The 24,902-nt window shown below is 62.2% G+C and carries 25 protein-coding genes and 1 pseudogene; 20 read left to right on the top strand and 6 right to left on the bottom strand.

Annotated elements, in window-relative coordinates; all coding sequences use genetic code 11:
• The first annotated feature begins 56 nt into the window (after window positions 1–56).
• The 14 genes and pseudogenes from mtnK to FQ320_RS14070 all read left to right on the top strand — a co-directional run bounded on the left by mtnK (window position 57) and on the right by FQ320_RS14070 (window position 14,455).
• A complete protein-coding gene (mtnK, locus tag FQ320_RS14130; protein ID WP_148473307.1) occupies window positions 57–1,316 on the top strand; it encodes an S-methyl-5-thioribose kinase in 1,260 nt (419 codons plus the stop codon).
• Window positions 1,313–2,413: an S-methyl-5-thioribose-1-phosphate isomerase gene (mtnA, locus tag FQ320_RS14125; RefSeq protein WP_148473305.1), complete on the top strand. Its 1,101-nt coding sequence runs from the start codon at window positions 1,313–1,315 to the stop codon at window positions 2,411–2,413. The genes mtnK and mtnA overlap by 4 nt, the downstream gene beginning before the upstream one ends.
• A 4-nt stretch (window positions 2,414–2,417) precedes the next feature.
• Window positions 2,418–3,374, top strand: a complete 957-nt coding sequence (locus FQ320_RS14120; RefSeq protein ID WP_148473304.1) for a sugar-binding transcriptional regulator — start codon at window positions 2,418–2,420, stop codon at window positions 3,372–3,374.
• Between the two features lie 116 nt (window positions 3,375–3,490).
• Window positions 3,491–4,486: a TRAP transporter substrate-binding protein gene (locus FQ320_RS14115; protein ID WP_255509509.1), complete on the top strand. Its 996-nt coding sequence runs from the start codon at window positions 3,491–3,493 to the stop codon at window positions 4,484–4,486.
• A 93-nt stretch (window positions 4,487–4,579) separates the two neighbouring features.
• Window positions 4,580–5,023: pseudogene (locus FQ320_RS26430) on the top strand (TRAP transporter small permease); the annotation flags it as partial.
• 138 nt (window positions 5,024–5,161) lie between these two features.
• Entirely contained in the window at window positions 5,162–6,493 is a 1,332-nt protein-coding gene (locus tag FQ320_RS14110; RefSeq protein ID WP_255509513.1) for a TRAP transporter large permease, read from the top strand.
• A gap of 211 nt (window positions 6,494–6,704) precedes the next feature.
• Window positions 6,705–7,730, top strand: coding sequence for a PotD/PotF family extracellular solute-binding protein (locus FQ320_RS14105; RefSeq protein ID WP_148473300.1), 1,026 nt, complete (start codon window positions 6,705–6,707; stop codon window positions 7,728–7,730).
• Window positions 7,731–7,827: 97 nt separating this feature from the next.
• A complete protein-coding gene (locus FQ320_RS14100; protein WP_148473298.1) occupies window positions 7,828–8,658 on the top strand; it encodes an ABC transporter permease in 831 nt (276 codons plus the stop codon).
• Entirely contained in the window at window positions 8,655–9,431 is a 777-nt protein-coding gene (locus FQ320_RS14095) for an ABC transporter permease (RefSeq protein WP_148473296.1), read from the top strand. The genes FQ320_RS14100 and FQ320_RS14095 overlap by 4 nt, the downstream gene beginning before the upstream one ends.
• A complete protein-coding gene (locus tag FQ320_RS14090; protein ID WP_148473294.1) occupies window positions 9,424–10,380 on the top strand; it encodes an ABC transporter ATP-binding protein in 957 nt (318 codons plus the stop codon). Before FQ320_RS14095 ends, FQ320_RS14090 begins: the two co-directional genes overlap by 8 nt.
• Window positions 10,380–11,276: a nucleoside hydrolase gene (locus FQ320_RS14085; RefSeq protein WP_148473293.1), complete on the top strand. Its 897-nt coding sequence runs from the start codon at window positions 10,380–10,382 to the stop codon at window positions 11,274–11,276. The genes FQ320_RS14090 and FQ320_RS14085 overlap by 1 nt, the downstream gene beginning before the upstream one ends.
• Entirely contained in the window at window positions 11,273–13,036 is a 1,764-nt protein-coding gene (locus tag FQ320_RS14080) for an adenine deaminase (protein ID WP_148473291.1), read from the top strand. The genes FQ320_RS14085 and FQ320_RS14080 overlap by 4 nt, the downstream gene beginning before the upstream one ends.
• Window positions 13,037–13,119: 83 nt before the next feature.
• On the top strand, window positions 13,120–13,356 hold the full coding sequence (locus tag FQ320_RS14075; protein WP_148473289.1) for a hypothetical protein: 237 nt from the start codon (window positions 13,120–13,122) through the stop codon (window positions 13,354–13,356).
• A gap of 430 nt (window positions 13,357–13,786) precedes the next feature.
• Window positions 13,787–14,455, top strand: coding sequence for a phosphoribosyltransferase (locus tag FQ320_RS14070; protein ID WP_148473287.1), 669 nt, complete (start codon window positions 13,787–13,789; stop codon window positions 14,453–14,455).
• Between the two features lie 72 nt (window positions 14,456–14,527).
• Here FQ320_RS14070 and FQ320_RS14065 read toward each other — a convergent pair whose 3' ends face one another.
• Complete coding sequence (locus tag FQ320_RS14065) at window positions 14,528–14,950, bottom strand: SufE family protein (protein ID WP_148473285.1); 423 nt, start codon at window positions 14,948–14,950, stop codon at window positions 14,528–14,530.
• Between the two features lie 145 nt (window positions 14,951–15,095).
• Here FQ320_RS14065 and FQ320_RS14060 point away from each other — a divergent pair, with 145 nt between their 5' ends.
• Complete coding sequence (locus FQ320_RS14060; protein WP_255509508.1) at window positions 15,096–15,614, top strand: hypothetical protein; 519 nt, start codon at window positions 15,096–15,098, stop codon at window positions 15,612–15,614.
• Between the two features lie 260 nt (window positions 15,615–15,874).
• Here the strand turns inward: FQ320_RS14060 and rnd are convergent, their stop codons facing one another.
• The 4 genes from rnd to FQ320_RS14040 form a co-directional block, all read right to left on the bottom strand.
• Window positions 15,875–17,032 (bottom strand): ribonuclease D, encoded by a 1,158-nt coding sequence (rnd, locus tag FQ320_RS14055; RefSeq protein ID WP_148473283.1) that lies wholly within the window; start codon window positions 17,030–17,032, stop codon window positions 15,875–15,877.
• 112 nt (window positions 17,033–17,144) lie between these two features.
• Window positions 17,145–17,735, bottom strand: coding sequence for a phosphoribosylglycinamide formyltransferase (gene purN, locus FQ320_RS14050; RefSeq protein WP_148473280.1), 591 nt, complete (start codon window positions 17,733–17,735; stop codon window positions 17,145–17,147).
• On the bottom strand, window positions 17,732–18,787 hold the full coding sequence (gene purM / locus FQ320_RS14045; RefSeq protein WP_148473279.1) for a phosphoribosylformylglycinamidine cyclo-ligase: 1,056 nt from the start codon (window positions 18,785–18,787) through the stop codon (window positions 17,732–17,734). Before purM ends, purN begins: the two co-directional genes overlap by 4 nt.
• A 163-nt stretch (window positions 18,788–18,950) precedes the next feature.
• Entirely contained in the window at window positions 18,951–19,631 is a 681-nt protein-coding gene (locus tag FQ320_RS14040; RefSeq protein WP_148473277.1) for a YafY family protein, read from the bottom strand.
• A 223-nt stretch (window positions 19,632–19,854) separates the two neighbouring features.
• Between FQ320_RS14040 and FQ320_RS14035 the strand changes: the two genes are divergently transcribed.
• From FQ320_RS14035 to FQ320_RS14020, 4 genes are read left to right on the top strand one after another with little or no spacing between them, the layout of a single operon-like run.
• On the top strand, window positions 19,855–20,076 hold the full coding sequence (locus tag FQ320_RS14035) for a twin-arginine translocase TatA/TatE family subunit (protein ID WP_148473275.1): 222 nt from the start codon (window positions 19,855–19,857) through the stop codon (window positions 20,074–20,076).
• A gap of 37 nt (window positions 20,077–20,113) precedes the next feature.
• Window positions 20,114–20,587 carry a Sec-independent protein translocase protein TatB gene (gene tatB, locus FQ320_RS14030; RefSeq protein WP_148473273.1) on the top strand — a complete coding sequence of 158 codons (474 nt, stop codon included), beginning with the start codon at window positions 20,114–20,116 and terminating at the stop codon, window positions 20,585–20,587.
• Window positions 20,584–21,501: a twin-arginine translocase subunit TatC gene (locus FQ320_RS14025; protein ID WP_148473271.1), complete on the top strand. Its 918-nt coding sequence runs from the start codon at window positions 20,584–20,586 to the stop codon at window positions 21,499–21,501. The genes tatB and FQ320_RS14025 overlap by 4 nt, the downstream gene beginning before the upstream one ends.
• Complete coding sequence (locus FQ320_RS14020) at window positions 21,498–22,337, top strand: ATP-binding protein (protein ID WP_148473269.1); 840 nt, start codon at window positions 21,498–21,500, stop codon at window positions 22,335–22,337. Before FQ320_RS14025 ends, FQ320_RS14020 begins: the two co-directional genes overlap by 4 nt.
• A 24-nt stretch (window positions 22,338–22,361) precedes the next feature.
• Here the strand turns inward: FQ320_RS14020 and FQ320_RS14015 are convergent, their stop codons facing one another.
• A complete protein-coding gene (locus tag FQ320_RS14015) occupies window positions 22,362–23,483 on the bottom strand; it encodes an ABC transporter ATP-binding protein (protein WP_148473379.1) in 1,122 nt (373 codons plus the stop codon).
• A gap of 330 nt (window positions 23,484–23,813) precedes the next feature.
• Here FQ320_RS14015 and FQ320_RS14010 point away from each other — a divergent pair, with 330 nt between their 5' ends.
• A complete protein-coding gene (locus tag FQ320_RS14010; protein ID WP_148473267.1) occupies window positions 23,814–24,830 on the top strand; it encodes a Hint domain-containing protein in 1,017 nt (338 codons plus the stop codon).
• Window positions 24,831–24,902: the final 72 nt, after the last annotated feature.

The raw sequence follows: 24,902 nt of genomic DNA, 5'->3' as shown, positions 1-24,902 counted from the left end.
CTTTTGCCACAACCTGCGGCATTCGAGGGTGAAAGATATACCCGCAGGAGGTTTGGATGACCGGCGACACCCCCTATGAAAGCCTGACGCCCGACACGCTGCCTGCCCGTCTGGGCGGGTTATCGGCGGTGACCGACCACGCAGGCGATCCGGCCAGTTGGACGGTCGAGGAAGTGGGTGACGGCAACCTGAACCTTGTCTTCATTGTGCGCGGCGCTGCGGGCGCGGTGGTGGTAAAACAGGCGTTGCCCTATGTCCGGCTTGTCGGCGACAGTTGGCCCCTGCCGCTGTACCGTGCGTTTTACGAGTACAACACACTGACCCGTCAGGCGGCACGCGACCCGGGAATGGTGCCGGTGATCCACCACTTCGACAGGGATCAGGCGCTGATCGTGATGGAATTCCTGTCCCCCCATACCATCCTGCGCGGCAAGTTGATCGCCGGGGAAAAGGTGGCGGGACTCGGCGATACGCTGGGCCGGTTCTGTGCCCGTACAGCGTTTCGTGGCTCTGAACTGTCGATGAAAAGTGCCGATAAAAAGGCCGATGTGGCGCTGTTCGCGGGCAATGTTGAAATTCCGGCAATCACCGAAGCGCTGGTGTTCCGCGATCCCTATTGCGACGCGGAAATGAACCATCACACGCCGGGGCTTGATCCCGTGATCAATACCCTTCGCCGGGATGTGGCGATGAAGACCGGCGTTCAGGCGCTGTTCCAGCGCTTCGCCTCGAATCAGGAAACCCTGCTGCACGGCGATCTGCACACCGGATCGGTGATGGCCACCGGCAGCGATATCCGCATCATCGACCCGGAGTTCGCGCAATACGGGCCGATGGGGTTTGATCTGGGAATGTTGACGGCGAATTTCCTGATGGCGTTCCTCAGTCAGCCGGGCCATCGGCAAGACCAGAACCTGACCGGATATCAGGATTGGATCCTCGCGGTGATTGCCAACACCCACGATGCCTTCGTGGCAGAATTCACCTATCTCTGGCGCAGGGAACGCACCGGTATGCTGTACCCCGCTGCGCTGTTTGAGGATCAGGGCCATTCCAGCGAAGCCGCCCTTGCCGATGTGTTGCAGCGCATCTGGACGGACGCCGTTGGCTTCGCCGGGGTCGAAATGCACCGCCGCTGTCTGTCCTTGGCCCATAACGCCGATTTCGAGGCGATTACCGACCCGGCGATCCGCGCCCCGCTTGAGGCGCGCAACCTGATGATGGGGCGCGACCTGATCCTGTCGCGCGCCGATTTCCCTGATGCCGCCGCCCTGTGCGAACGGGCGCGCCAGTTCAACGAAAAGGACATCCTGTGAAGGTTAACGGAACCCCCTATCGCTCGCTGTGGTGGAACCATGACACTGCGACGCTGGAAATCATCGATCAACGCTGGCTGCCCCATGATTTCCGCGTGCTGGCGGTAGAAACCATGGATGATTACGCCGAAGCGATCCGTGACATGCGGGTGCGTGGCGCGCCGCTGATCGGCGCGACGGCGGGGTATGGCATGGCCTTTGCGATGCGTGAAGATCCGTCGGATGCGGGCATGGATGCGGCTTGGGACAGGCTGCATGTCACCCGTCCCACGGCGATCAACCTGCGTTGGGCGCTGGACCGGTGCCGCGAAGCATTGCGCCCGCTGGCACCGGGCGACCGGGCGGCGGCAGCGTTGCAACTGGCCCATGACATTGCCGATGAGGACGTCGAAATCAACCGCAACATCGGGCTGCACGGACTTGATATCATACGCGAAATCTCGGAACGTAAAAACGGCGGCACGGTCAATCTGCTGACCCATTGCAACGCCGGATGGCTGGCGACGGTGGACTGGGGCACCGCCACATCGCCGATGTATCACGCCCATGAGGCGGGCATCGACATTCATGTCTGGGTCGATGAAACCCGGCCCCGCAATCAGGGCGCGCTGACCGCATGGGAGCTGGGGTCGCACGGCATCCCCCATACCTATATCACCGACAACGCCGGCGGGCATCTGATGCAGCACGGGCAGGTGGATATGGTGATCACCGGCACCGACCGCACCACAGCGCAGGGTGACGTCTGCAACAAGATCGGAACCTATCTCAAGGCGCTCGCGGCGCGGGACAACGGTGTGCCGTTCTATGTCGCCCTGCCCTCGCCCACGATTGACTGGACGGTGTCCGACGGGGTTGCCGGAATCCCCATCGAAGAACGTGACGCCCGCGAAGTGACCCATGTGCAAGGCCGCACCGAAGCCGGAATATCGTCGGTTCAGGTCACGCCCGAAGGATCGCCCGCCGGCAACCCGGCCTTTGATGTGACGCCCAACCGGCTGGTTACCGGGCTGATCACCGAACGCGGCGTGAGCGAGGCAAGCACCGCAGGTCTGGCCGCCATGTTCCCTGATCTTTCGGCGCGCAAGTCTGCCTGACCCCATGGACGAACGCGCCGCGCCAAAGAACGAAAGGGTGGACGCGCAGATCGTCGAGGCGACCTGGCTGTATTACCGCGACGGGTTGAACCAGAACGCCATCGCGCAGCGGCTGGGCATCTCGCGGGCTTCGGTGGTGAATTACCTGCAAGAGGCACGCAAACGCGACTGGGTGCGAATCAGCATCGATTCGGACGTGTTTTTGAACCACACCCTGTCCGGCGCGCTGTGCGACCGGTTCGGGCTGGCGGCGGCGCTGGTGATTCCATCCGATCCCGCCGCCCCCGGCACCGGGTTGGAGCGGGTGGCGCGGGCCACGGCCGACTGGTTGCCCACATTACTGGAACCGGGTGACCGGCTGGGCGTCGCATGGGGTGAAACCGTTTACCGCGTGGCCGAGGCGATGCCGCGCCATCGCATTGCCGATCTTACGGTGGTGCAACTGGTCGGATCGCGCCCCGCAGCCATGGGATTCGCCGCCGAAACCTGCTCTTCGACCATTGCGCGGCGGCTGGGAGCCCATTGTATCAATCTGCATGTGCCGTTGCTGCTCTCGACGCCCGAGCTGGCCGAGATCCTGAAAAATGAACCGATTGTCGCCGAACAACTGGCGGCGCTGGACACCTGCAACAAGACGATCTTTGCCGCAGGAACCTGCACCGACACCAGCCATATCGCCCTGACCGGCATCGTCGATCCGGCCACGCTGGCGGGATATGTCGCGCGGGGCGCGCAGGCGGTGGTCTGTGGCCGGTTCATTGATGGCAACGGCCTGCCTGTCGAGGGCGAGATGGAGCCACGGATGATCTCGGTGCGCCTTACACAGATGCGGGGGAAGGACATGGGGCTTTTGGTGGGCAGCGGAGCCGAACGGGTGGAACCGATGCGTGCGGCGCTGCGCGGCGGCTATGCCACGCACCTTGCCACCTGCACCGAAACCGCAGCTGCACTGCTCGCGTGATCCTGTGCATTGGCAAGACGGCGAGAATCGTTAAACTGCGCCAAGGAGGCCGGGACACCGGCCCGTTCCACAAACGACCCGACATCAGACCGGGCGCACAACAGAGAGGATTCCTGATGAAAACGTCCACCCCGATGACCGTCCGGTTCACCGCCGGACTGGCCGCAACCCTGCTGGCGTCAACCGCGCTGGCCACCGCAGCATCCGCTGAAAACTGGGACATGCCCGTGGCATACCCCAGCGACAACTATCACACGGAAAACGCTCAGATCTTCGTGGATGCTGTCAAGGAATGTTCGGGCGGCGATCTGGATATCACCCTTCACGCAGGCGGATCGCTGTTCAAAGGCGATGAAATCAAGCGCGCCGTGCAGGTCGGCGAGGCACAGATCGGCGAACGCCTGTTGTCGGCCCATGCCAACGAAAACGCGGTGTTCGGTTACGATTCGGTGCCGTTTCTCGCCACGTCGTTCGAAGCGTCGGACAGATTGCGCGACGCCGCCAAACCGACTCTGGACAAGGTGCTGGGCGAACAGAACATGACGCCGCTCTATTCCGTGCCATGGCCGCCGCAGGGGCTGTATTTCGCCAAAGAGATCAACTCGGTGGCCGATATGGAGGGGATCAAGTTCCGCGCCTATAACGCAGCGACTGCACGGGTCGCCGAACTCGCCGGAATGGTGCCCACGCAGATCGAAGCGGCCGAGTTGAAACAGGCGCTGGCGACGGGCGTGGTTGCCGCCTTCATCTCGTCCGGGTCGACCGGCGTCGACGAAAAGGCATGGGAGGATCTGACGCATTTCTATGATGCCAAGGCCTGGCTGCCAAGGAACACCGTGTTCGTCAACAACGACGCGCTGGCATCGCTTTCGGACGCATCACGCACCTGCCTGATGGACGAAGCGGTCAAGGCCGGCGAGCGCGGATCAGCCACCGCTGCAAAGCTGTCCGACGGGTTCGTGCAACAGCTTGCCGATGGCGGCATGACCATCGCCGAACCGGGCGATACTCTAGCGGCCGATCTGGAAAAAATCGGTGCCACCATGACCGATGAATGGCTCGCCAGCGCCGGTGACGACGGCAAGGCAATCGTCGACGCGTACAAAAGGTAGACCCTCATCGCTCGGCCCCCCTGGCGGGGGGCCAACGCTTTTCGGGGTGGCGCGATGCGGCCCCTCCCGCCTGCCCTTGGGCAAGGAATATAAATGCGCCGATTTCTCGACCGTTTCTACCTGTCGTCCGGTTATGCCGCCGCACTGGCGATGCTGGCGATCCTGGCTCTTGTCGTGGCACAGATGGTGGCCCGCTGGATGGGCCTGTTGTTCAAGGGCGGCGCGCAATACGCCGGCTATGCCATGGCCGCGACATCGTTTCTGGCGATGGCATATACGTTCAACGCGAATGCCCACATCAGGGTGAACCTGTTCGTCAGCACCTCGGGCCGGTGGCGGCGCGCGGTCGAGATCTGGTGCTATACTCTGGCTGCGACCGCGGGGTGTTTCCTGGCCTGGTACGCCGTCAAGGCGACCCGGCTGTCGGCAAGGATCAACGATATCTCACAGGGGCAGGACGCGACGCCCCTGTGGATTCCGCAGACTTTCATGGCAATCGGCGCGGTGATCTTTGCCGTCGCGCTGATCGACAACCTTATTCGCATCTTACTGAGCGATTTCAAGGGTGTGGATCAAGATCCTCAACCATGGCATGAACATCTTCTGCAATCAAAACTGTCCCGCATTGCGTTCTGCGCCGGTGTCCTGCTGGTGATATACGGCACGGCACAACTGATGACCGGATTTGATCGCGATGCGGTCGCGCTGAAGATCGGAATCTTCTTGTTCGTGCTGTTCTTTCTGTTGGGAACCGGGCTGTGGGTCGGGCTGGCGCTGTTCGGTGTCGCCTATATCGGGATGATCGGTTTCACCACGCGCGACCCGGGAAACGCGATGATCATCACGGTCTGGACCGGTGCAAGCAGCTGGACCCTGACCGCCCTGCCCCTGTTTATCTGGATGGGAGAAATCCTATATCGAACAAGGCTTTCCGAGGACATGTTCAAGGGGTTGGCACCTTGGATGGCACGGATTCCCGGGGGATTGCTGCACACCAATGTCGTGGGGTGCACGGTGTTCGCCGCTGTTTCCGGCAGTTCGGCCGCCACCCTGACCACGGTCGGCAAGATGAGCATCCCCGAGCTGCGCGCCCGTGGTTATCCCGAATTCATGACCATTGGCACGCTGGCGGGCGCTGCCACCCTTGGGCTGATGATCCCGCCATCACTGACCCTGATCGTTTACGGCGTGACCGTGCGCGAAAGCATCACCAAACTGTTCATGGCCGGGGTATTGCCCGGGCTGGTTCTCGCGGCAATGTTCATGCTCTATATTGTCGCCTGGTACTTTATGAAGCCGGAACAACGTCCTGAACCGGAACCAAAAATCGGGATCGTCGCGGCGCTGAAAAACTCGACACTGCTGATCCCGGTGATCGCTTTGGTGGTGATTGTTATTGGCAGCATGTACACCGGATATGCCACCGCGACCGAGGCGGCGGCATTCGGCGTTGTCGGCGCGCTGGCGCTGGCAACATTGCAGGGCTCGCTCACCGCGACAACCTTTATCGAGTCGCTGTTGGGGGCGACCCGGACCAGCGCAATGATCGCGCTGATCCTGATGGGCGCTGCGTTCCTGTCCCTGTCCATGGGGTTCACCGGGCTGCCCCGGGCGCTGGCCGCCTGGATCGCAACCTTCGATCTGTCCCCTGTGGCCCTGATCGCGGCGTTGACTGTGTTCTACATCATCATCGGGATGTTTCTCGACGGGATTTCTGCCGTTGTCCTGACCATGGCAATCATCGAGCCGATGATTCGTGCCGCCGGGATCGATCTGATCTGGTTCGGGATCTTCGTCGTCGTGGTGGTGGAAATGGCGCAGATCACCCCGCCCATCGGCTTTAACTTGTTTGTGCTGCAAGGCATGACCAACCACGATATCACCTATATCGCCAAGACTGCGGTACCGATGTTTCTGATCATGGTGGTGATGGTCGGCATTCTGGTGGCATTTCCGGGGCTGGCCACCTGGCTCCCCGAACAGCTGATGCAACCGCCCGGGGGATAGGCGGCTTGACAGGGGACCATCGCGCCCTAGTGTGCCGCTCAATCAGCATCGCCCGTGCAATCGGCGCGGACCAACGTCGCATGGGACAAGGGAGCCAGAGATGATTTCCTGCCACCGACCGGCCCGGCGCTTTAACCGATCCCCCATGCGTGGTGCGTGCGGAACGCAACCGCTCCCGTCGTAAAAAAGCCTGCCAACACGGAGAATAAGAATGAAACGCCTTCTCATCGCCACCACCGCCCTGACGCTGACCATGGGCACTGCCGCCAGTGCACAGGACAAGACGCTGACGATTTCGGTCTATTCCTTTGCTCAGGATGAATTCAAGGAACTGGTCTATGATCCGTTTCAAGAGCAATGCGGTTGCAAGCTGGTCGTCGAAACCGGCAACTCGGTCGAACGTCTGGCCAAGATCGAGGCGAACGCTGCCAGCCCGGTGATTGACATGGCGGTGATTTCAACCGCCGACGCGCTGTCCGCCACCCGCAAGGGGCTGCTTCAGCCGATCGATACCGCAAAGCTGAGCAGTTACGACAAGCTCTACGAAATCGCCAAGGATCCGATCGGCGATCATATGGCGGTCGGCTATACCTTCTATGCCACGTCGATCGTTTATCGCTCGGACAAGATCGACGGAATCGAAAGCTGGTCAGATCTGCTGTCGCCCGAACTGGCCGGCAATGTCGCGCTGCCGGATGTGACCACCAATCAGGGGCCGCCTGTTCTGTATATGCTCGGCAAGGCAATCGGCGACACCGATCCGTCCCTGACCGCGCCGATCGAATTGGTCAGCGAACATGCCGACGACATCGTGACGTTCTATGTCCGGTCGTCCCAGTTGGCGCAGTTGATGCAGCAAGAGGAAATCTGGGCCGCACCCATTGGTCGCTTTGCCTGGGGTCAGTTCAAGGACAACGGGTTTCCAATGGCCTGGGCCACCCCGAAGGAAGGGCAGACCGGCGGGATGAACGTGATGGTGATGACCAAGGACAACGGAAACGAGGATCTGGCGCTGGAGTTCATGGATTTCTGGCTCTCCACCCCGATCCAGACCGCTTTGGCCGAGGCGCTGGTGGACAGTCCCGCCAATTCTGAAGTAACGGTCAGCGACGAAATCGCCGACAACCTGACCTATGGTCCTGAAACCGCCAACAACCTGGACCTGATTCCAGCGGATGTGATGCTGGATCAGCGGGAAAACTGGTTGGATCAGTGGAACAACAAGGTCATGCAATAGATCGATCAATGTCTCGCGCTGAAGGCGGCCCCCCATGCGGGGGCCGTCCGGCTTTGAGCCGGGTGGAACGCCCCACCGCGTGATCCAAGGAACTTGAATGTTTGAAAACCGCACCATCGGCCTTGCCCTGACCGTGCCCGCCGCCCTGTTTGCGGCGGCGCTGTTCATTCTGCCCGTCGGCATCCTGCTGTCCGAGGCGTTCAAAGGCGACAACGGCTTTTCCCTCATGGCCTATGTCGATTTCTTTTCCAGCCCGCGCAATCAGACGGTGTTCTTCCGCACGCTGAAACTGGCCGGACTCGTGGCGGTGGTGTCGGCGGTGGTCGGTTATGCCGCCGCGTTCTGCATTGTGTCGCTGCCGGCCAAATCGCGAGGCCGGATGTTCGGGCTGGTCACTTTGCCGCTGATGATCTCGCCGGTTGCACGTACCTATGCTTGGCTGGTGATCCTCGGGCGCACCGGGTTCGTCAACTCGATGCTGGTGAATATGGGAATCACCGACACGCCATTCCGCATCCTGTTCACTGAAACCGCGGTGTTCATCGGATTGCTGCAACTGTTCATGCCGCTGATGATCATTTCACTGGTCTCGGCGATGGAGAATATGCCCCGCGACGCGATTCCCGCGGCGCGCATCCTCGGGGCGAACTGGTTTCAGGTGTTCACCAAGGTGATCCTGCCCCTGACCCGCGAAGGGCTTGTGGTGGGCGGAACGCTGGTGTTCACCGGATCGATGACCGCCTATATCACCCCGGCGATCCTTGGCGGATCAAAAGTTCTGATGCTGGAAACGCTGCTGTATCAACGCGTTACCGTGGCCAATGATTTCGTTGCGGCCAGCGTTATCGCGATGATCCTGATTGTCATGGCATTTTCCGCCAACGTGTTGTTGAAACAAATCGCAACGGCACGGCGGACACGAGTATGAACAGAGTCGCAACCTGGGCCATTCTGGGCCTCACACTCACCTTTCTGATCGGGCCATTTCTGATCATCGTCATCGCCGGTCTGTCGGCGGGTGACAGCCTTGCCTTCCCGCCACAGGGGATCAGCCTGAAATGGTATATCAAGGTCTTTACCGTCGAGTCGTTTCAGGCGTCCTTTGCCATGTCGATGTTTCTGGCGATCTTCGGCACGCTGGCCGCTTTGCTGCTGGGTATTCCCGCAGCCTATGGCATGGCGCGTTACCGCGTGCCGGGGGCCGAGTTTGTGCGGCTGATCGTGTCGTCGCCGATCATCGTGCCGGGGATCATCGTCGGTCTGGCGCTGCTGCGCTATCTCGTCATTCCCACCGGAGTTAGCATCGCATTGGCCCTGTTTCTGGCCCATACCGCGCTGATCCTGCCCTATGCGGTGCGAGTAGTGTCGGGCAGTCTGGACAACCTGCGCGTGGATATGGAGGAAGCAGCACTGCTGCTCGGCTGTAGCCGCATGGGTGCCTTCTGGCGGGTGGTGCTGCCGAATATCCGGGGCGGCGTGCTTGCCGCCTTCATCCTTGGCTTTGTCACCTCGTTCAATCAGGTGCCCGTATCGCTGTTCCTGTCGGGGCCCGGTGTGCGCACCCTGCCGATCGACATGATCGCCTATATGGAAATCAACTATGATCCTTCCGTCGCCGCGCTGTCAGCTTTGCTGGCGGTGATGTCCGTCGGTATCGTTTTCGCTGCCGAAAAATTCCTGGGGTTTTCCCGCTATGTCTGACTTTGTCACCCTTGCTGATCTGACGCTGGCCTATGGCCCTACCGTGGCGGTGGATCGTCTGAACCTGTCGATCGCACAGGGCGAGTTGATCGCGCTGCTCGGGCCATCTGGCTGCGGCAAGACCACCACGATGCGCGCCATCGCCGGCCTGTTGCCGCCGAAATCGGGCACCATCACCATCGACGGGCGCGATGTCACCCGGCTTGCCCCCGCCAAGCGCGAGGTGGGACTGGTGTTCCAGTCCTATGCCCTGTTCCCGCACCTGAGCGTTTACGACAATGTCGCCTTCGGGCTGCGGCTGCGACGCGAGCCTGATCTGGATACCAAGGTGCGTGGCGGACTGGCCACCGTGGGTCTGGCCGATTTCGCCGCCCGCCTGCCCGCCGATCTGTCCGGCGGCCAGCAACAACGCGTGGCACTGGCCCGGTCGTTGGTGATGCAACCCAAGGTGCTGTTGCTGGACGAACCCCTGTCCAACCTTGATGCGCGCCTGCGCCTTGAGATGCGGATGGAGCTGCAACGGGTGCAGCAGGAAACCGGCGTCACGATGATCTTTGTCACCCACGATCAGGCCGAGGCGATGGCACTGGCCGACCGGATCGTCCTGATGAAGGACGGCGCCATCGAACAGATCGGCAGCCCCGAGCAGATTTACACCGCGCCGGAAACCGGCTTTGCCGCCGATTTCGTGGGTTTCGAGACGATCCTGCGACAGGACGAGGGCGGCGCTCTGGCATGGCGGCCCGGGGCCGTGGTGTTGGGATCGGGGCCACACAACGGCACCGTGCGCGGCGCGTCCTTTGCGGGCGAGCGGCGGGAATATGTCTTGGACACGCCGCTGGGTGTGGTCAAGGCGGACACGCCCGTCGATGTGCCAGCGATGAAGATCGGTCAGACGGTCGCCTTTGATCTGCCACGTGACCGGGCGGTGCGGTTGGCGCGCGCCTGATGGGGGTCTGGATCGATACCGACATGGGTGTTGACGACCTGTTCGCGGTGTTGCTGATGCTGGCCAAGACCAAGGTTGACGGGATGTCCCTGACCTTCGGCAATGCCGATCTGGAGCAGATCACCCGCAACGCCGCCGACGCCACCACGCATTTTCGATGGTCGGTGCCGATCCACACCGGGGCGGACCGGGCGATCCTCGGCACAGCAGAAACCGCGCAAGGCGTGCTGGGCAAAGCGGGCATGCCAACCCGTGGGCGCACCCTCCCCGCCGCCCCCGCCTCGGTCGCTGCCGGGTTTTCACCGGCCCTTGCCGCCCTTGAAACATGGCTGGAAACGCAGGCACAGGCGCAGATTCTGGCGCTCGGCCCGCTGACCAACCTTGCCACGCTGGCGCTGGCCCGCCCCGACCTGCTGCACCGGATCGGCCGGATCACCTGGATGGGCGGGGCGCGGGGTGCGGGCAACCACACCGCCTCTGCCGAATTCAACACCGTCGCCGACCCCGAGGCACTGGCGATCCTGCTGGCCCGCGATGTGCCGCTGACCATGGTCGACCTTGATATCTGCCGTCAGGTGATGATTGACGAAGCCCATGTCGCCGCCGTGGCCGATCCTTTGTTGCGCGATCTGCTGGGCGGCTATCTGGACATCGCCCTGACCCGGGGCCGGCCTGCCATGGCACTGTATGATCCTGTCGCCGCCGCCGCCTTTTTATGCCCCGATCTGTTCACCGCCGCCCCGGCGCGCATCGAGGTTGAACTGGCGGGCCATCACACAAGGGGGCGCACCGTGACCGATCTGCGCCCCGGTGCGGCACATAATGCCACCGTGTTCACCAATTGCGACGCCGATGCGGTGCGCGCGCTGTGCCTGTCAGGGTTGGAACAGATATGAACAACACGGAAATCGACATCGACGATCCCACCCTGCGCGACCGCGCCGTCGCCGCGGCTAGGGGCGATGCGCCTTTCGATCTGCTGATCACCGGGGCGCGGATTGCCGACATGGCGACAGGTGAATTGCGCGCCGCCGACGTCGGGATCATCGGCGCGCTGATCGCCTCGGTCCATCCGGCGGGCACGCGCGATGACGCAAGCGAAACACTGGAGTGCAGCGGCACCGTCCTGTCCCCCGGTTTGATCGACATGCACATGCATGTCGAGAGCAGCATGGTAACGCCCGAGACCTATGCCGCCGCGGTGCTGCCCCGCGGTGTGACGACCGTGGTCTGGGACCCGCATGAATTTGGCAATGTCGTCGGGATTGCGGGGGTTGAATATGCTCTGAATGCCGCCGCCAGTTCGCCACTGCGCATCCTGCCGCTCGCGCCGTCCTGCGTGCCTTCGGCGCCGGGATACGAGACGGGCGGCGCGGATTTCGATGCCGATGTGATTGCAGGACTGATGGCGCAGCCCGGAATTGCCGGACTGGCCGAGGTGATGGACATGGCCGCCGTCACCGCCCGCGCCCCCCGGATGCGCGGCATTTTGCAGGCGGCGCTGACCTCGGGCAAGCCGGTCTGCGGCCATGCACGGGGGCTGACGGGGGCGGGGCTGAACGCCTATGCCGCGGCAGGTGTGCAGTCGGACCATGAACTGACCTCTGCCGATGACCTGATGGAGAAGTTGCGGGCCGGGCTGACGATCGAGCTGCGCGGCTCGCACGACCACCTGTTGCCGGGCTTTGCCGAGGCTTTGATGACGCTGGGACAGATGCCCGTTACGGTGACGCTGTGTACAGATGATGTGTTTCCCGACGACCTGTTGACGGGGGGCGGGCTGGACGATGTGGTGCGGCGGCTGGTGGGCTATGGGCTTGATCCGATGCGCGCCTTGCAGGCCGCCACCCTGAACGGCGCGATCCGGCTGGGACGGCGTGATCTGGGGCTGATCGGGCCCGGAAAGCGCGCCGATCTGGTGGTGTTCGACGATCTGGCAGGGTTCCGCGCCCGCCATGTGATTCGCGATGGTCGGGTTGTGACGAAGATGGCGGATGCGCCGGTGCACGCCACCCCGTTCCGCGACACCTGCGCCCTGCCCCGGCTGAGCCCGGCGCAGTTCACCCTCCCCGCCAAAGGCCCCCGGGTGCGGTTGGCCACCATCGACCGCCCGCGTTTCACCGAATGGGGCGAAACGATTGCCGATGTTGTCGAGGGTGGCGTGGTACTGCCCGAAGGGGCCACATGGATCGCCGTGATCCCACGCCACGGCCAGGCGGCACCGGTGCCGCGTCTGGGCATGCTGCGCGGTTGGGGCGACTGGCACGGCGCATTCGCCACGACCGTCAGCCATGACAGCCACAATCTGACGGTTTTCGGGCGCGACCCTGTGCATATGGCCGCCGCCGCCAATGCGCTGATCGATGCCGGTGGCGGCATGGCCGTGGCCACGAAGGACCGCTTGACGGTGCTGCCGCTGCCCGTGGCCGGGCTGGTCAGTGACCGGCCCCTGCCCGAAGTGGCCGAGGCCTTCGCCGCCGTGCGCGCCGCCATGGGCGAGGTCGTGACATGGGAGCCGCCCTATCTGGTGTTCAAGGCTTTGGTCGGCGCGACGCTGGCCTGCAATGCCGGACCGCATATGACCGATCTTGGGATTGCCGATGCACTGGCCGGGCGACTGCTGAGCTCTGCGATCCTTGAGGACGGCTTGCGCTGATCGTGCGGGAAATCGAAATTTCGATGAAATTTCGTGCCTCCGGCGGGAGTATTTATGGCAAAGAAGAAGCCATATGGTAGTTTTTGATCGTCTGGCTGTGGTGTGTGGTTTTGGGGGCGATGGTGCTGTTGCGGGTGGGATGGCAGACGTCATTACATGGGTGTGGTGCGCAAGTTTTCTGCTGCCGGGCTGTTGTCGGATCAGACGAAACGATTGGGTTTGAACTTCAGGATCTTGAAATCATCGTCAGCCATCGGGGAAGCGAGTTATTGATACCGTGGCGCGCGATGGCCCAAGTGCCGGACCAAGCAATCGTCTGAGGTGCAAGTTACTTTGGCGTGGATATTCTTGATCCGAAGTCACACCCGATGCTGTGGAGATGCTTAAACACAGCGGCGCGGCTTGCTTTCAGGTCGGTTTCGCACGGCGGCCGTTGTGGCACAGAGGGCCAAAGACTGATCGCAGCTGCAGGCCGACATAGGTCTGGGGGACGCTGTACGGTTCCCGGGATTTTTTGCCGATCCATAGTGGTGCCGGACAAGCCGCCCTGCCGGACCGCGCCCGCGATCGTAGTCACCACACAGAATCAGCGGGGCGCGGGCGGTTGGCGAGCGCAGCACCGCCCCGGTTCGGCAGAGTCGGACGGATGCTCCCGAGACCGGGAAGTGCGGCGTTATCTGCGAGCAGGCGTGGCGTTGGCACGACTGCGATGGTAAGGCCCGCGCAAGGATTTGATCAGGAGAATACGCCATGCAGCGTCACGAGTTCTGGCAGGCGTTCCTGCCCGCCGGCACGGCCCCTGCGGCACCGTTCACCGACCGGTTCCCGGCCACTCTGCCGGACGGGCGTATCCTGATGCTGCCAATCCGTCCCCTGGGCGACACCGGGACGGCCATTGCCTCGCTTATCCTGAACCAGAGCGCGTTTGAGGTGGAATCCGCACTGGCTGACCTTCTGGCCGAACGACTGCGCCCTGCTGCCCCCGAGGTGGTGGTCGGGCTGCCGACTCTGGGTCTGTCGCTGGCGCGGCTGGTGGCACAGCGGCTGGGCCACAGCCGATTCGTCGCCTTGGGGACCTCACGCAAATTCTGGTACGATCCGGCGCTGTCGCTGCCGATGCAATCGATCACCAGCCCCGGAATCGACAAACGGCTGTTCGTCGATCCACATATGGTGCCGCTGATGACCGGTCGCCGGGTCGTGCTGATCGACGATGTGATCAGCAGTGCCAACTCGATCTCGGCCGCACTTGACCTGCTGGCGCTGGCCGGGGTGGTGCCGACACTTGTGGGCACGGCGATGCTTCAGACCGACCGTTGGGCCGCTGTGCTCGAGAAGCGCAACGCGCCGCCTTTGGTTGAAACTGCCATTACATCACCGCTGCTCTGTGCCGTTCCGGGGGGATGGGTGCCAGCCTGACCTGCGGAGTGGAAATGATCGGCGTGGTCTGGCGAATACATGGGCCGGGGCGCGGCGGCATTTCGGGCGGGATCAGGCGGCGTTGGCCGCCACGATGCGGATCCGTTCGACCATTGCGCGCAATCCGTTCGAGCGCTGCGCCGAAAGGTGATCATCAAGACCCAACCGGGCCAATTCAGCCGGAGCGTCGACCCGCCCCACCTCGTTCAACGTCAGCCCGCCATACAGGGCGCGCAGGATCGCGATCAGCCCTTTGACGATCATCGCGTCGCTGTCGCCCTCGAAGGTCAGCACTGCGTCCGGACCTTCGCCCTCGATCCGCGGCACCAGCCAGACCTGACTGGCGCACCCGCTGACCTTGGTGGCCGGCACGCGAAATGCATCGTCAATCTCGGGCAGCGCACGGCCAAGTTCGATAACGTGGCGGTATCTTTCCTCCCAGTCATCCAGAAACGTGAATGTCTCGGCGATCTCCTCGAATGCGTCGCTAGCCATGGTCCGTCCTCGCCACCCTTGCCTCAATTTCCGGTTGGACCCGTTGCCGGGGCCCGCCCGCTGTTGGGTATGCGCCTCATGGCGCCGGGACAAGGCTTTTCAACCTCATCGCTTTCGGCTAGTCCAAGAGAAGATGGCGAGGGGAATGGCAATGAACATGGGCAATTCGGCAAATGCGCAGGCGCGCCCCCTTTTGCGCGGCGTGGTTACGGCTGTTCTGATCCTTGGCACCGTGGCGGGTTGTGGGCGCATCGGCGAATCCCGATTGAACCCGTTCAACTGGTTCGGGCGCAGCGTATCGGCGTCCACCATTGCCCCCGAGGGCGGTTATGTCGAACAGGACGAGGATCTGCGCGGCCTGATGGATCAGGTGACCGATCTGAGCATCGAGCGGACGCCCGGCGGTGCTATTATCCGCGCCACCGGCTTGCCGCCGGAACAGGGTTATTACGACGGTGAACTTGTATCGCTCAGCAAGGGCGACGCGGTGAACGGTGTTCTGGAATATCAATTCCGCGTGCGCCCCCCTCTGCGCGCAACCCGTGTGTCGACCATGCCGTCGCGTGAGGTGATCGTCGCTGTCTTTGTCACGAATCAGGTGCTGGCAGATACCCGCGAAATCCGTGTGGTGGCCGCCCGCAACAGCCGCACCACACGCCGCTAGCGCCGGATTGCTTTGTGTCGAACGGAAATCCGCCATAGGGCCGGGCGAATTTCGCTCGGACAGCTTTCGCTGAACAACCTGGCGTCTGGCGCGGGATTTATCGTTTATCCGCAGGAACGAACCGCCCGTGAACGAACCATCGACGGTTCAGGGCAAAACGCGCCCCGGCGTAAACGTCAGTACATTTGAAATAATCGCCGGGCTTTCCCAAATGAAAGCTCGAGAGGCACGCCTTGGCACCGGCCAGCACTGACCGGTGCTCAGATCGCGAAGACCTCGACAGATTGGCCCTTTACGACCAGACCGACCTTGCCCTCACAGAGCTTCAGCGCATCTTCGCCGAACACCTTGCGCCGCCATCCCTTGAGAGCAGACACGTCCCGTTCGCCCCCCGCGATGGCATCAAGATCGCTGGCCGTCGCGATCAGCTTGGCCGCCACACCCGCCTTGTCGGATTTCGCCTTGAGCAATACGCGCAACAGGTCGGACAGCGCCGGATTGACCTGCAACTTGTCGCGGCTGGTGTCGGGTTTGGGAAAGCTGCCCGGTTCGGCGGCCTGCCCGGCAGCCACGGCCGCCAGAATACCGTCAGCGATATCGCCGCGCCGTGCCTCGCGCAGCAACAGGCGCGAACGGCCCAGATCCTGCGCCGAGGTCGGCTTGGTCGAGGCGAGTTCAAGCATCGCGTCGTCCTTGTATACCCGACTGCGCGGCACATTATTATCGCGGGCGTGGACTTCGCGAAATTTCGCCAGTTCTTTGACAATCGCCATGAAACGCCCCGAATTTGTACGCGTCTTTACCCGACGCCAAGCCTCGTCGGGAACGACGGTATAGGTGGCCGGATCGGTCAGAACCGAAAGCTCTTCCTCGACCCATTCCTGACGGCCCGATTTCTTCAGTTGCGCCGCCAGATGTTCATAGACATCCCGCAGATGGGTCACATCGGCCAGCGCATAGGTCTTTTGCGCATCCGACAGCGGACGGCGCGACCAATCGGTAAAGCGTGAGGTTTTGTCCACCGCCGCATGGGCGATCTTGCGCACGAGCGTTTCGTAACCCACCTGTTCGCCGAAACCACAGACCATTGCGGCGACCTGAGTATCGAACAGCGGCACGGGAAAGACATCGCCCTCGACAAAGAAGATTTCCAGATCCTGACGCGCGGCGTGAAACACCTTGACCACACCCGGATCGCGAAACAGGTCGTACAGCGGCTCAAGCGACATGTCTCCAGACAGCGGATCGACAAGAACCGCGTCACCTTCGTCATTGCCCGGCACAGCCATCTGGATCAGGCAAAGCCGGGAATAATAGGTGCGCTCGCGCAGAAACTCGGTGTCGATGGTGACATATGGATGGGCGCGTGCCTGTTCACAGAACGCAGCCAGCTCTTCGGTTGTGGTGATGGTGATCATTCGGGTGGTCTTTGTTCCATTATTTCTGCCAGCCGTTTTTCGGTGATATGAAATTACCGATCAAAAGGAAAGCATCCAGGCGGTGCTGTGCCCTGTTAACACCTGATGCGGTTCAGGCAAGGGAAACCGGATCGCGATGCCCCTCACAGAACCGGCGCAAGACCAGCGGATACAGCCGATGTTCCGCCGCCAGCACCCGCGTGGAAAGTGTTTTGGCGGTGTCGCCGGGACATATCGGCACCCGCGCCTGACCCAGAACCGGCCCGTCGTCCAATTCGGCTGTCACCTCGTGAACCGTGCAACCGGCCTCGGAATCGCCCGCCTCCAGCGCCCGTGCATGGGTGTGCAACCCGCGATAATCCGGCAACAGCGACGGATGGATGTTCAGCATCCGCCCGGCCCAACGGTCAATGAACCCGGGCGTGAGAATTCGCATGAAACCGGCAAGGCACAGCAGATCGGGACCGGCCTTGATGATTTCGCCATGCAACGCCGTTTCGAACGCGGCGCGGTCGGCGTGAAACGGGCGGTGATCCACCACGGCAGTCGGAACTCCGAGTTCCGCCGCCCGGACAAGCCCCCCTGCCGCCGGATCATTCGATACCACCAGTACAGGGCGCGCCGGGTGGTCGCCCACCATGCTCTCGACCAGCTTCACCATATTCGACCCGCCGCCGGACAGCAGGATCGCAACCCTTGTCACGCCAGCGTGCCCTCATAGCGCACACCATCGCCGTCGGTGATCTGACCCAGCATATACACCGTTTCACCGGCCCCTTGCAGGCGGTGGGTCAGCGGACCGATCAAATCGGCCTGAACCACCAGAACCATGCCGATTCCGGCATTGAATGTCTTGAGCAACTCGGCCTGGCTCAGCTCGCCAGCCTCGCACAGCCAGCGGAAAACCGGTGGCAGGGTCCATGATGACAGTTCGATTTCGGCCCCCAACCCTTCGGGCAGGACGCGCGGCAGATTCTCGGTCAGGCCGCCGCCGGTGATATGCGCCACGCCATGCACACCGCCGGATTGAATCGCATCCAGTACCGGCTGAACATAAAGCCGCGTCGGTGTCAGCAGCGCCTCGGCCAGCGTTCCCTCACCAAACGGACAGGGCGCATCCCAGGCCAGCCCCGAGCGTTCGACGATCCGGCGCACCAGCGAAAATCCGTTGGAATGTACGCCGTCCGACGCCAGCCCAAGCACCGCATCCCCGACGCGCACATCGGCAGGCAGCGCGGTGCCCCGTTCAAACGCACCCACGGCAAACCCGGCCAGATCGAAATCGCGCCCGTGATACATGCCCGGCATTTCCGCGGTTTCGCCACCGATCAGCGCGCAGCCTGAACGTTTGCAGCCTTCGGCGATGCCTTCGACCACTGCGGCGGCGGCGGCGACGTCCAGTTTTCCTGTGGCGAAATAATCAAGGAAAAACAGCGGCTCGGCGCCCTGACAGATCAGATCGTTGACACACATCGCCACCAGATCAATGCCCACGCCGCCGACCTGCCCGGTGTCGATGGCAATGCGCAGCTTGGTGCCCACTCCGTCGGTCGCGGCCACCAGAACCGGATCGGAATAACCCGCCGCCTTGAGATCGAACAACCCGCCAAAACCGCCCAGCCCGGCCATCACGCCGGGTCGGTGGGTGGCGCGGGCTGCGGGTTTGATCCGCTCGACCAGCGCATTGCCCGCGTCGATATCGACCCCGGCCTCTGCATAACTGAGTGGTTGCTGCTTTGCGTCCTGCGTCGTCATGGAGCGCCCTTTCGACCTCATTTTATCGCGCCTGAACTATCGCAAGGGGTCAGGACGTACCAGCCGATTCGCCTTTTGGCCCTGCTGTGACCCGGCGCTCCCGTGAACCACGGCTTCCAAAACAATCCGGGCGCGGTCATCCGCCAGAGCCCGCCGCACCCGATCACCCAGCGGTTTCGCGGTTTCGAAAGTCGATCAGGGTCTTGCCCTGCTCTTCGACGAACAGCCCCGGAAGTATCGACAGACGGGTGATCCTGTCGACCCGCAGCACACAGAAATCATTGGATAACTCGCACCAGACGGTCACGGTCCACAACCGCCCCCAATATTCCAGTTGCAGCGGCCGGATCGTGCGCGTCGTCTCGACCCCCTCAAGATCGGTGTGGTCGATGACCAGCTTCTGGCGTGCGCGGATCGCGGCGCGCAGTTTTGGCATATGGGCAAACCCATGGGCGGCATCGGCAAAGGGATAGACGGCAAACCCCCATCCCCGGGGCGGCGCGCTGCGGTCTTCGGGCAGAACCGCGTCGATCTTGGCCGACAAAGACGCAGCCGCGCTTTGCAATTCCGAGTCGCCCGCCTGCCCCACAACGGACAGGCCCAGATGCAACGCCTCAAGTTCGGTCAGGGTCAGGTTCAGCGGTGGCAGGGTGACCGGCGCGGTCATCTGATACCCGATCCCCCGCGCCCCCTGCACCGGCACTCCAGATGCCATCAGTGTTTCCATATCGCGGTATAGGGTGCGCACTGACACTTCCAACTTGTCGGCCATGGCCTGCGCACGGTGCAGCCGCCCGTCGCGCAGGATCTGGATCAGTTCGAACAGACGGTCAGTGCGGCGCATTTTGGCCATAACCTTTTCGCAATGCAGCTAGTGATTCGCAGGATAGTCCGGCAACTCCCGCCCCCTCAACTGCCAAAAACCTGTCAGTTGACAGATCTGTGTCGCGAAATCTGTCATTGGCACCCGTAATTGCATGCTTTTCGCTGTTTTGGCGCTTTTACCGCCCCCGTCACTGGCATAGGTAGAGGGCAAGGTATTCAGGGCCTGACCAACGGAGAGACCCATGTTGAACAATATCGGCCTTCCCGGCCTTCTGCTGATCGCTGTTGTCGTGCTGGTGCTCTTTGGGCGCGGCAAGATTTCATCGCTGATGGGCGAGGTCGGTAAAGGCATCACCGCTTTCAAAAAAGGTGTCACAGACGGCACCAAGGAACTGGATGATGCCAGCGCCATGACCGAAACCGAAGCTGAAGAAGACCGGGCAAAGGTTCAGGACAAAGTCTGAGCCTTACTCCCGCAACGCGACGCAACGGGGACGCACCATGTTCGATATCGGCTGGACCGAGCTTTTGGTGGTCGGGGTGGTCGCCCTGATCGTGGTGGGTCCAAAGGATCTGCCGGGGATGTTCCGCACGCTCGGCCGTTTCACCGGCAAGATGAAGGGTATGGCGCGGGAATTTCAGCGCGCCATGGACGACGCCGCCGATCAGTCGGGGGTCAAGGATGTCGCGAAAGATCTGCGCAGCGCCACGTCGTCAAAAAACCTCGGGTTGGATGCGCTGAACAACGCCGCCGACCGTTTCGAGAAATGGAAGCCGGGGATGGCGCCCAAGACCGCTGCGACGGTGCAGAAAACCGATCTGAGCCCCACGCAGTTGGAACACGCCAAGGTGATCGGCTCCGATACTTTGGAAAAGGCGCCGGACGCGCCCCCTGCCGCAACCGCCGAAGCTGCCGCCAAGCCAGTAACAACGCCTGAATCGGCCAGTGCCGACAGCCCCAAGGGTGACGCATGAGCCAGGGCAACGACACCGATGTCGATGACAGCAGCGCACCGCTGATCGAGCATCTGGCAGAGCTTCGCACACGGCTGATCCGGTCGGTCATTGCCTTTATCATCGGCATCGTGATCGCCTTTACCGTGGCCGAGCCGATCTTGCAGTTTCTCGTGCATCCGATCGAAGCGACGCTGCGAAATCTGGGCGATCCGGCTCCGACGCTGCAATATACGTCACCGCAGGAATATCTGTTCACGCTGTTCCGCATTTCGATGGTGTTCGGCTTCGGACTCGCCTTTCCGGTGATTGCGCATCAGATGTGGCGTTTCGTGGCGCCGGGGCTGTACCGGACCGAGAAATCCGCCTTCCTGCCGTTCCTGGTCGCCTCGCCGGTGATGTTCCTGCTGGGTGCATCATTCGCGCAATTCATCGTCACACCACTGGCGATGCGGTTCTTCCTTGGCTTTGCGGATATCAGTTCGATCTTTGCGGGATTGCTGAAAAATTCGGTCGGCGACCTGCCAGCCGATACCGCCATCGTGCCCGATACGACCAAAGGCGTGACCATCACTTTCTTCGGCAAGGTGAATGAAAGCCTTGATATCACGTTGAAATTCATCATGGCCTTTGGTCTGTGCTTTCAGTTGCCAGTATTGCTGACGCTGATGGGCAAGGCCGGGCTGGTTTCGGCGCAGGGGCTGGGCGATGTGCGCAAATACGCGGTGGTGGCGATTTTGCTACTGGCCGCGCTGGTGACGCCGCCCGATGTCGTGACCCAACTGATCCTGTTTACTGTCGTTTATGGATTGTACGAAATCTCGATCCAGCTGGTAAAACGGGTCGAAAAGAAGCGTGACGCTTCGCTGCGCGAAGATGGTCTGATGGACGACGAAGACGAAGAACTCTGGGACGATGCCGAGGATCCGAAGTGACAGACGCCCTTGAACGGATCGCCGATGCGCTGGAACGCATGTCGCCCCCGGCCCTGCGCGCCCCCGATTTTGACAGCGCCGATGCTTTTGTCTGGCACGTCTCTCCCGATCGCCTGATCCCTGTCCAGCGGGTCAACCGGGTGGACCTGTCGCTGCTGATCGGGGTGAACCGGTCGCGCGATACCTTGTTGGAGAACACGGTGCGCTTTGCGCGTGGGATGCCAGCCAACAACGCCCTGCTTTGGGGTGCGCGCGGCATGGGAAAATCCAGTCTGGTCAAGGCGATCCATGCCGAAGTTCGCAAAAGCGGCGCGGCCCTGAAGCTGGTCGAGGTCCAGCGCGAGGATCTGCCCAGCATCGGCCGTCTGCTGAACCTGCTGCGCGCGGTGCCGCACCGGTTTGTCCTGTTCTGCGACGACCTGTCATTTTCCCACGACGACCAGCATTATAAATCGCTCAAGGCGGTTCTGGACGGCGGGATCGAAGGGCGGCCCGACAATGTGGTGTTCTATGCCACGTCGAACCGGCGTCACCTGATGCCCCGCGACATGATCGAGAACGAACGCTCCAGCGCGATCAGCCCGTCCGAGGCGGTCGAGGAAAAGGTCTCGCTCTCTGACCGGTTCGGGCTGTGGCTGGGGTTTCATCCCTGTACGCAGGACGAATATCTGGCAATGATCCGTGGCTATTGCGACGCTTACGGCGTCGCGATCAACGATGACACCCTGCGCGCTGAAGCCATCGAATGGCAGGCGACGCGCGGCAGCCGTTCAGGCCGTGTCGCCTGGCAGTATTTCACCGATCTGGCCGGGCGTCAGGGCGTCACTCTGGACTGAACGGCGTACCGACACCGCGAACCATCAGCGCCGTGGAAAGACGAAACAGCGGTCGCGCCGGATCGTCAGCCACAACGGCGTGCCGGCGTTGGGCAGAAACACCGATGGCACCGTGGCCGTGATGATCGAGCCATCAAAATCCATCTGAAATTCGACCAGACTTTCCTTGCCGATAAACCGCGCCCGTTTGACCACGGCGCGGGCCGGTGTGCCGTCGCTGGGTGTGGGCAGCGGCCCCCGTCCCGCCCTGTCGAAATCGATCCGCACATGCTGTGGCCGGATCGCGATATCCACCGTGGTGCCATCGGCCACACCGGGCGCCAGAAACCGACCGAATGCCGTTTCGGTCAGCGCGCCTTGCACAACGCCGGAAATCACATTGATATCGCTGAAGAATGACGCCGCAGCCATATCGACCGGCGCATTATAGATGTTATAGGGCGCGCCCTGCTGCACGATCCGTCCGTCGCGCATCAGGGCAATCTGATCAGCCATACGCATCGCTTCTTCCGGCTCGTGGGTGACCAATAGAACCGCGGTTCTCTCTTCTTTCAGGATCGACAGGGTATCGTCGCGGATACCGTCGCGCAGCCGATTGTCCAGCCCGGAAAAGGGTTCATCCATCAGCATGATCCGCGGGCGCGGGGCCAGCGCGCGTGCCAATGCGACCCGCTGCTGTTCGCCACCCGACAACTCATGGGGATAGGCATCGATATGGCCCGACAATGCCACCCGCTCCAACAGATCGACCACCCGCGCCCGTTTTGCCGCCTTGTCACCCTTCAGCCCGAAGGCCACGTTGGCGGCAACACTCAGGTGTGGGAACAGGGCGAAATCCTGAAACATCAGTCCGATCGACCGGTCTTCGGGCGGCACGCGGGTGATGGTGTCGCAGAGCAATCTGCCGTCCGAATAGATCGTGCCAGAATCCTGCGTTTCGACCCCGGCAATCATCCGCAGCGTCGTGGATTTTCCACAGCCCGACGGGCCGAGAAGGCAGGTGATCTCGCCCGGCATGACCGACAGCGAGACATGGTCAACCACGCATCGACCGGCAAAGCAGCGGGTCAGGTTTTCAACCTTCAGTCTGGGGATGACGTTCACCGGGCCCTCGTATCGCGATACCCGAGTGATCCTGTCGGGCATGACGCGGGTAGCAGCCCGCCCGCCCGGCTTCAACCCTCGGATCGTCGCGTCAGTCGCGCCGGACCGCAGAAGGCTCATTGCAGGGCGCGCCTGTCACACGGAAATCTGAGGCTTGCCGACCCGTCGGATTTCGGAACAATGGCGATAAATCGCAGATACTACGCAAGAATTCCGCAACGAACAGCGGCGCCGGACACGGATTTGTGTCAGAAGCTTGACCTTGCCTGTGGCGGTTCTTAACGTGAGCCATGCTATGGCGGTGGGGTGTGGCGCAACGGATTTGGGGGGATCCAATGTGCGACAGCCGCGAACAAACATAGTGGGCTGCTGATGACTTATGAAGGATCATTCGGACTGGAACCGGCGCAGATGCTGCCGGTGTTCGATGGCTGCGATTTCTGCGCCATCGACGGCGCGAATCTGGGCGATTCGCTGTCCTTTGCGGATGAGCTGAATCTTGGCGACGTCTACATGCTGGCGCCCCGCGCGCGGCGCGAACGGGTGTCCGTCGCGACGGGCCATGATTTGCGCCGGCTCAGCGTTGCATCCGACACTGATCACGGGCGGGTCGGCGCGGCTCTGCATCTGGATTCCTGCCTCACCTTCATGAGCCCGAACGGCACAACCGTCGAGGCGCTGATTCTGGTCGAACTGGCGCCGGACGATGTATCTGCGGCCGCCGTGTACCTGTTTCCACTGGCCAAGCTGAAGCCAAAGCTGGGTTATGCCCTTGTCGCGGTCGACCGAGACGCGGCTGTCGCGCGATTTGCCGAAGCCGCCTGTGTGTCGTTCACCCGCGGCACCCATATCACGCTGGCATCCGGGCTGCAGGTTCCCATTGAACAGCTTGCGCCGGGTGCGACGGTGCTGACCCGGGATCACGGCCCGCAAAAACTGCGCTGGATCGGCCAGCAGACCGTGCGCGCCATGGGGGCCTTTGCGCCGATCCGAATCGCTGCCGGGGTGCTGAACAATGACCGCGACCTGATCGTCAGCCCCAATCACCGCCTGTTCATCTACCAAAGGCGCGAACGCCCGGTGACTGGCCGGGCCGAGGTTCTGGTCAAGGCGAAGTACCTGCTGAACGGCGACACCGTCACCCGCACCGACGGCGGATTTGTCGACTATTTCCAGCTTTTGTTTGACCGGCACGAGATTATCTATGCCGAAGGCATCGCCGCAGAAAGCCTGATGATCGACACCCGCACACGCCCGGCCCTGCCGGAAAATGTTCGTGCGCTGCTGCATGACACTGTCGGAAACCACGACACTGGAATCGATGTGCTGCGCCCTGCCCCCGGCACGACCTTGTCGGCCGAAGCTTTGCGCCGGGCCTCGTCCAGCTAAATCCAGATCTATTGTTCTGCGATTGACCGGATCGAAATTCACCCGAACTCGGGGCGAATTTCAATCCGTTTC

It is taken from the genome of Oceaniovalibus sp. ACAM 378 (genome assembly GCF_008085915.1).
In the GTDB taxonomy this organism is placed as follows: domain Bacteria; phylum Pseudomonadota; class Alphaproteobacteria; order Rhodobacterales; family Rhodobacteraceae; genus Oceaniglobus.
This window is presented reverse-complemented; position numbering and strand designations above follow the sequence as displayed.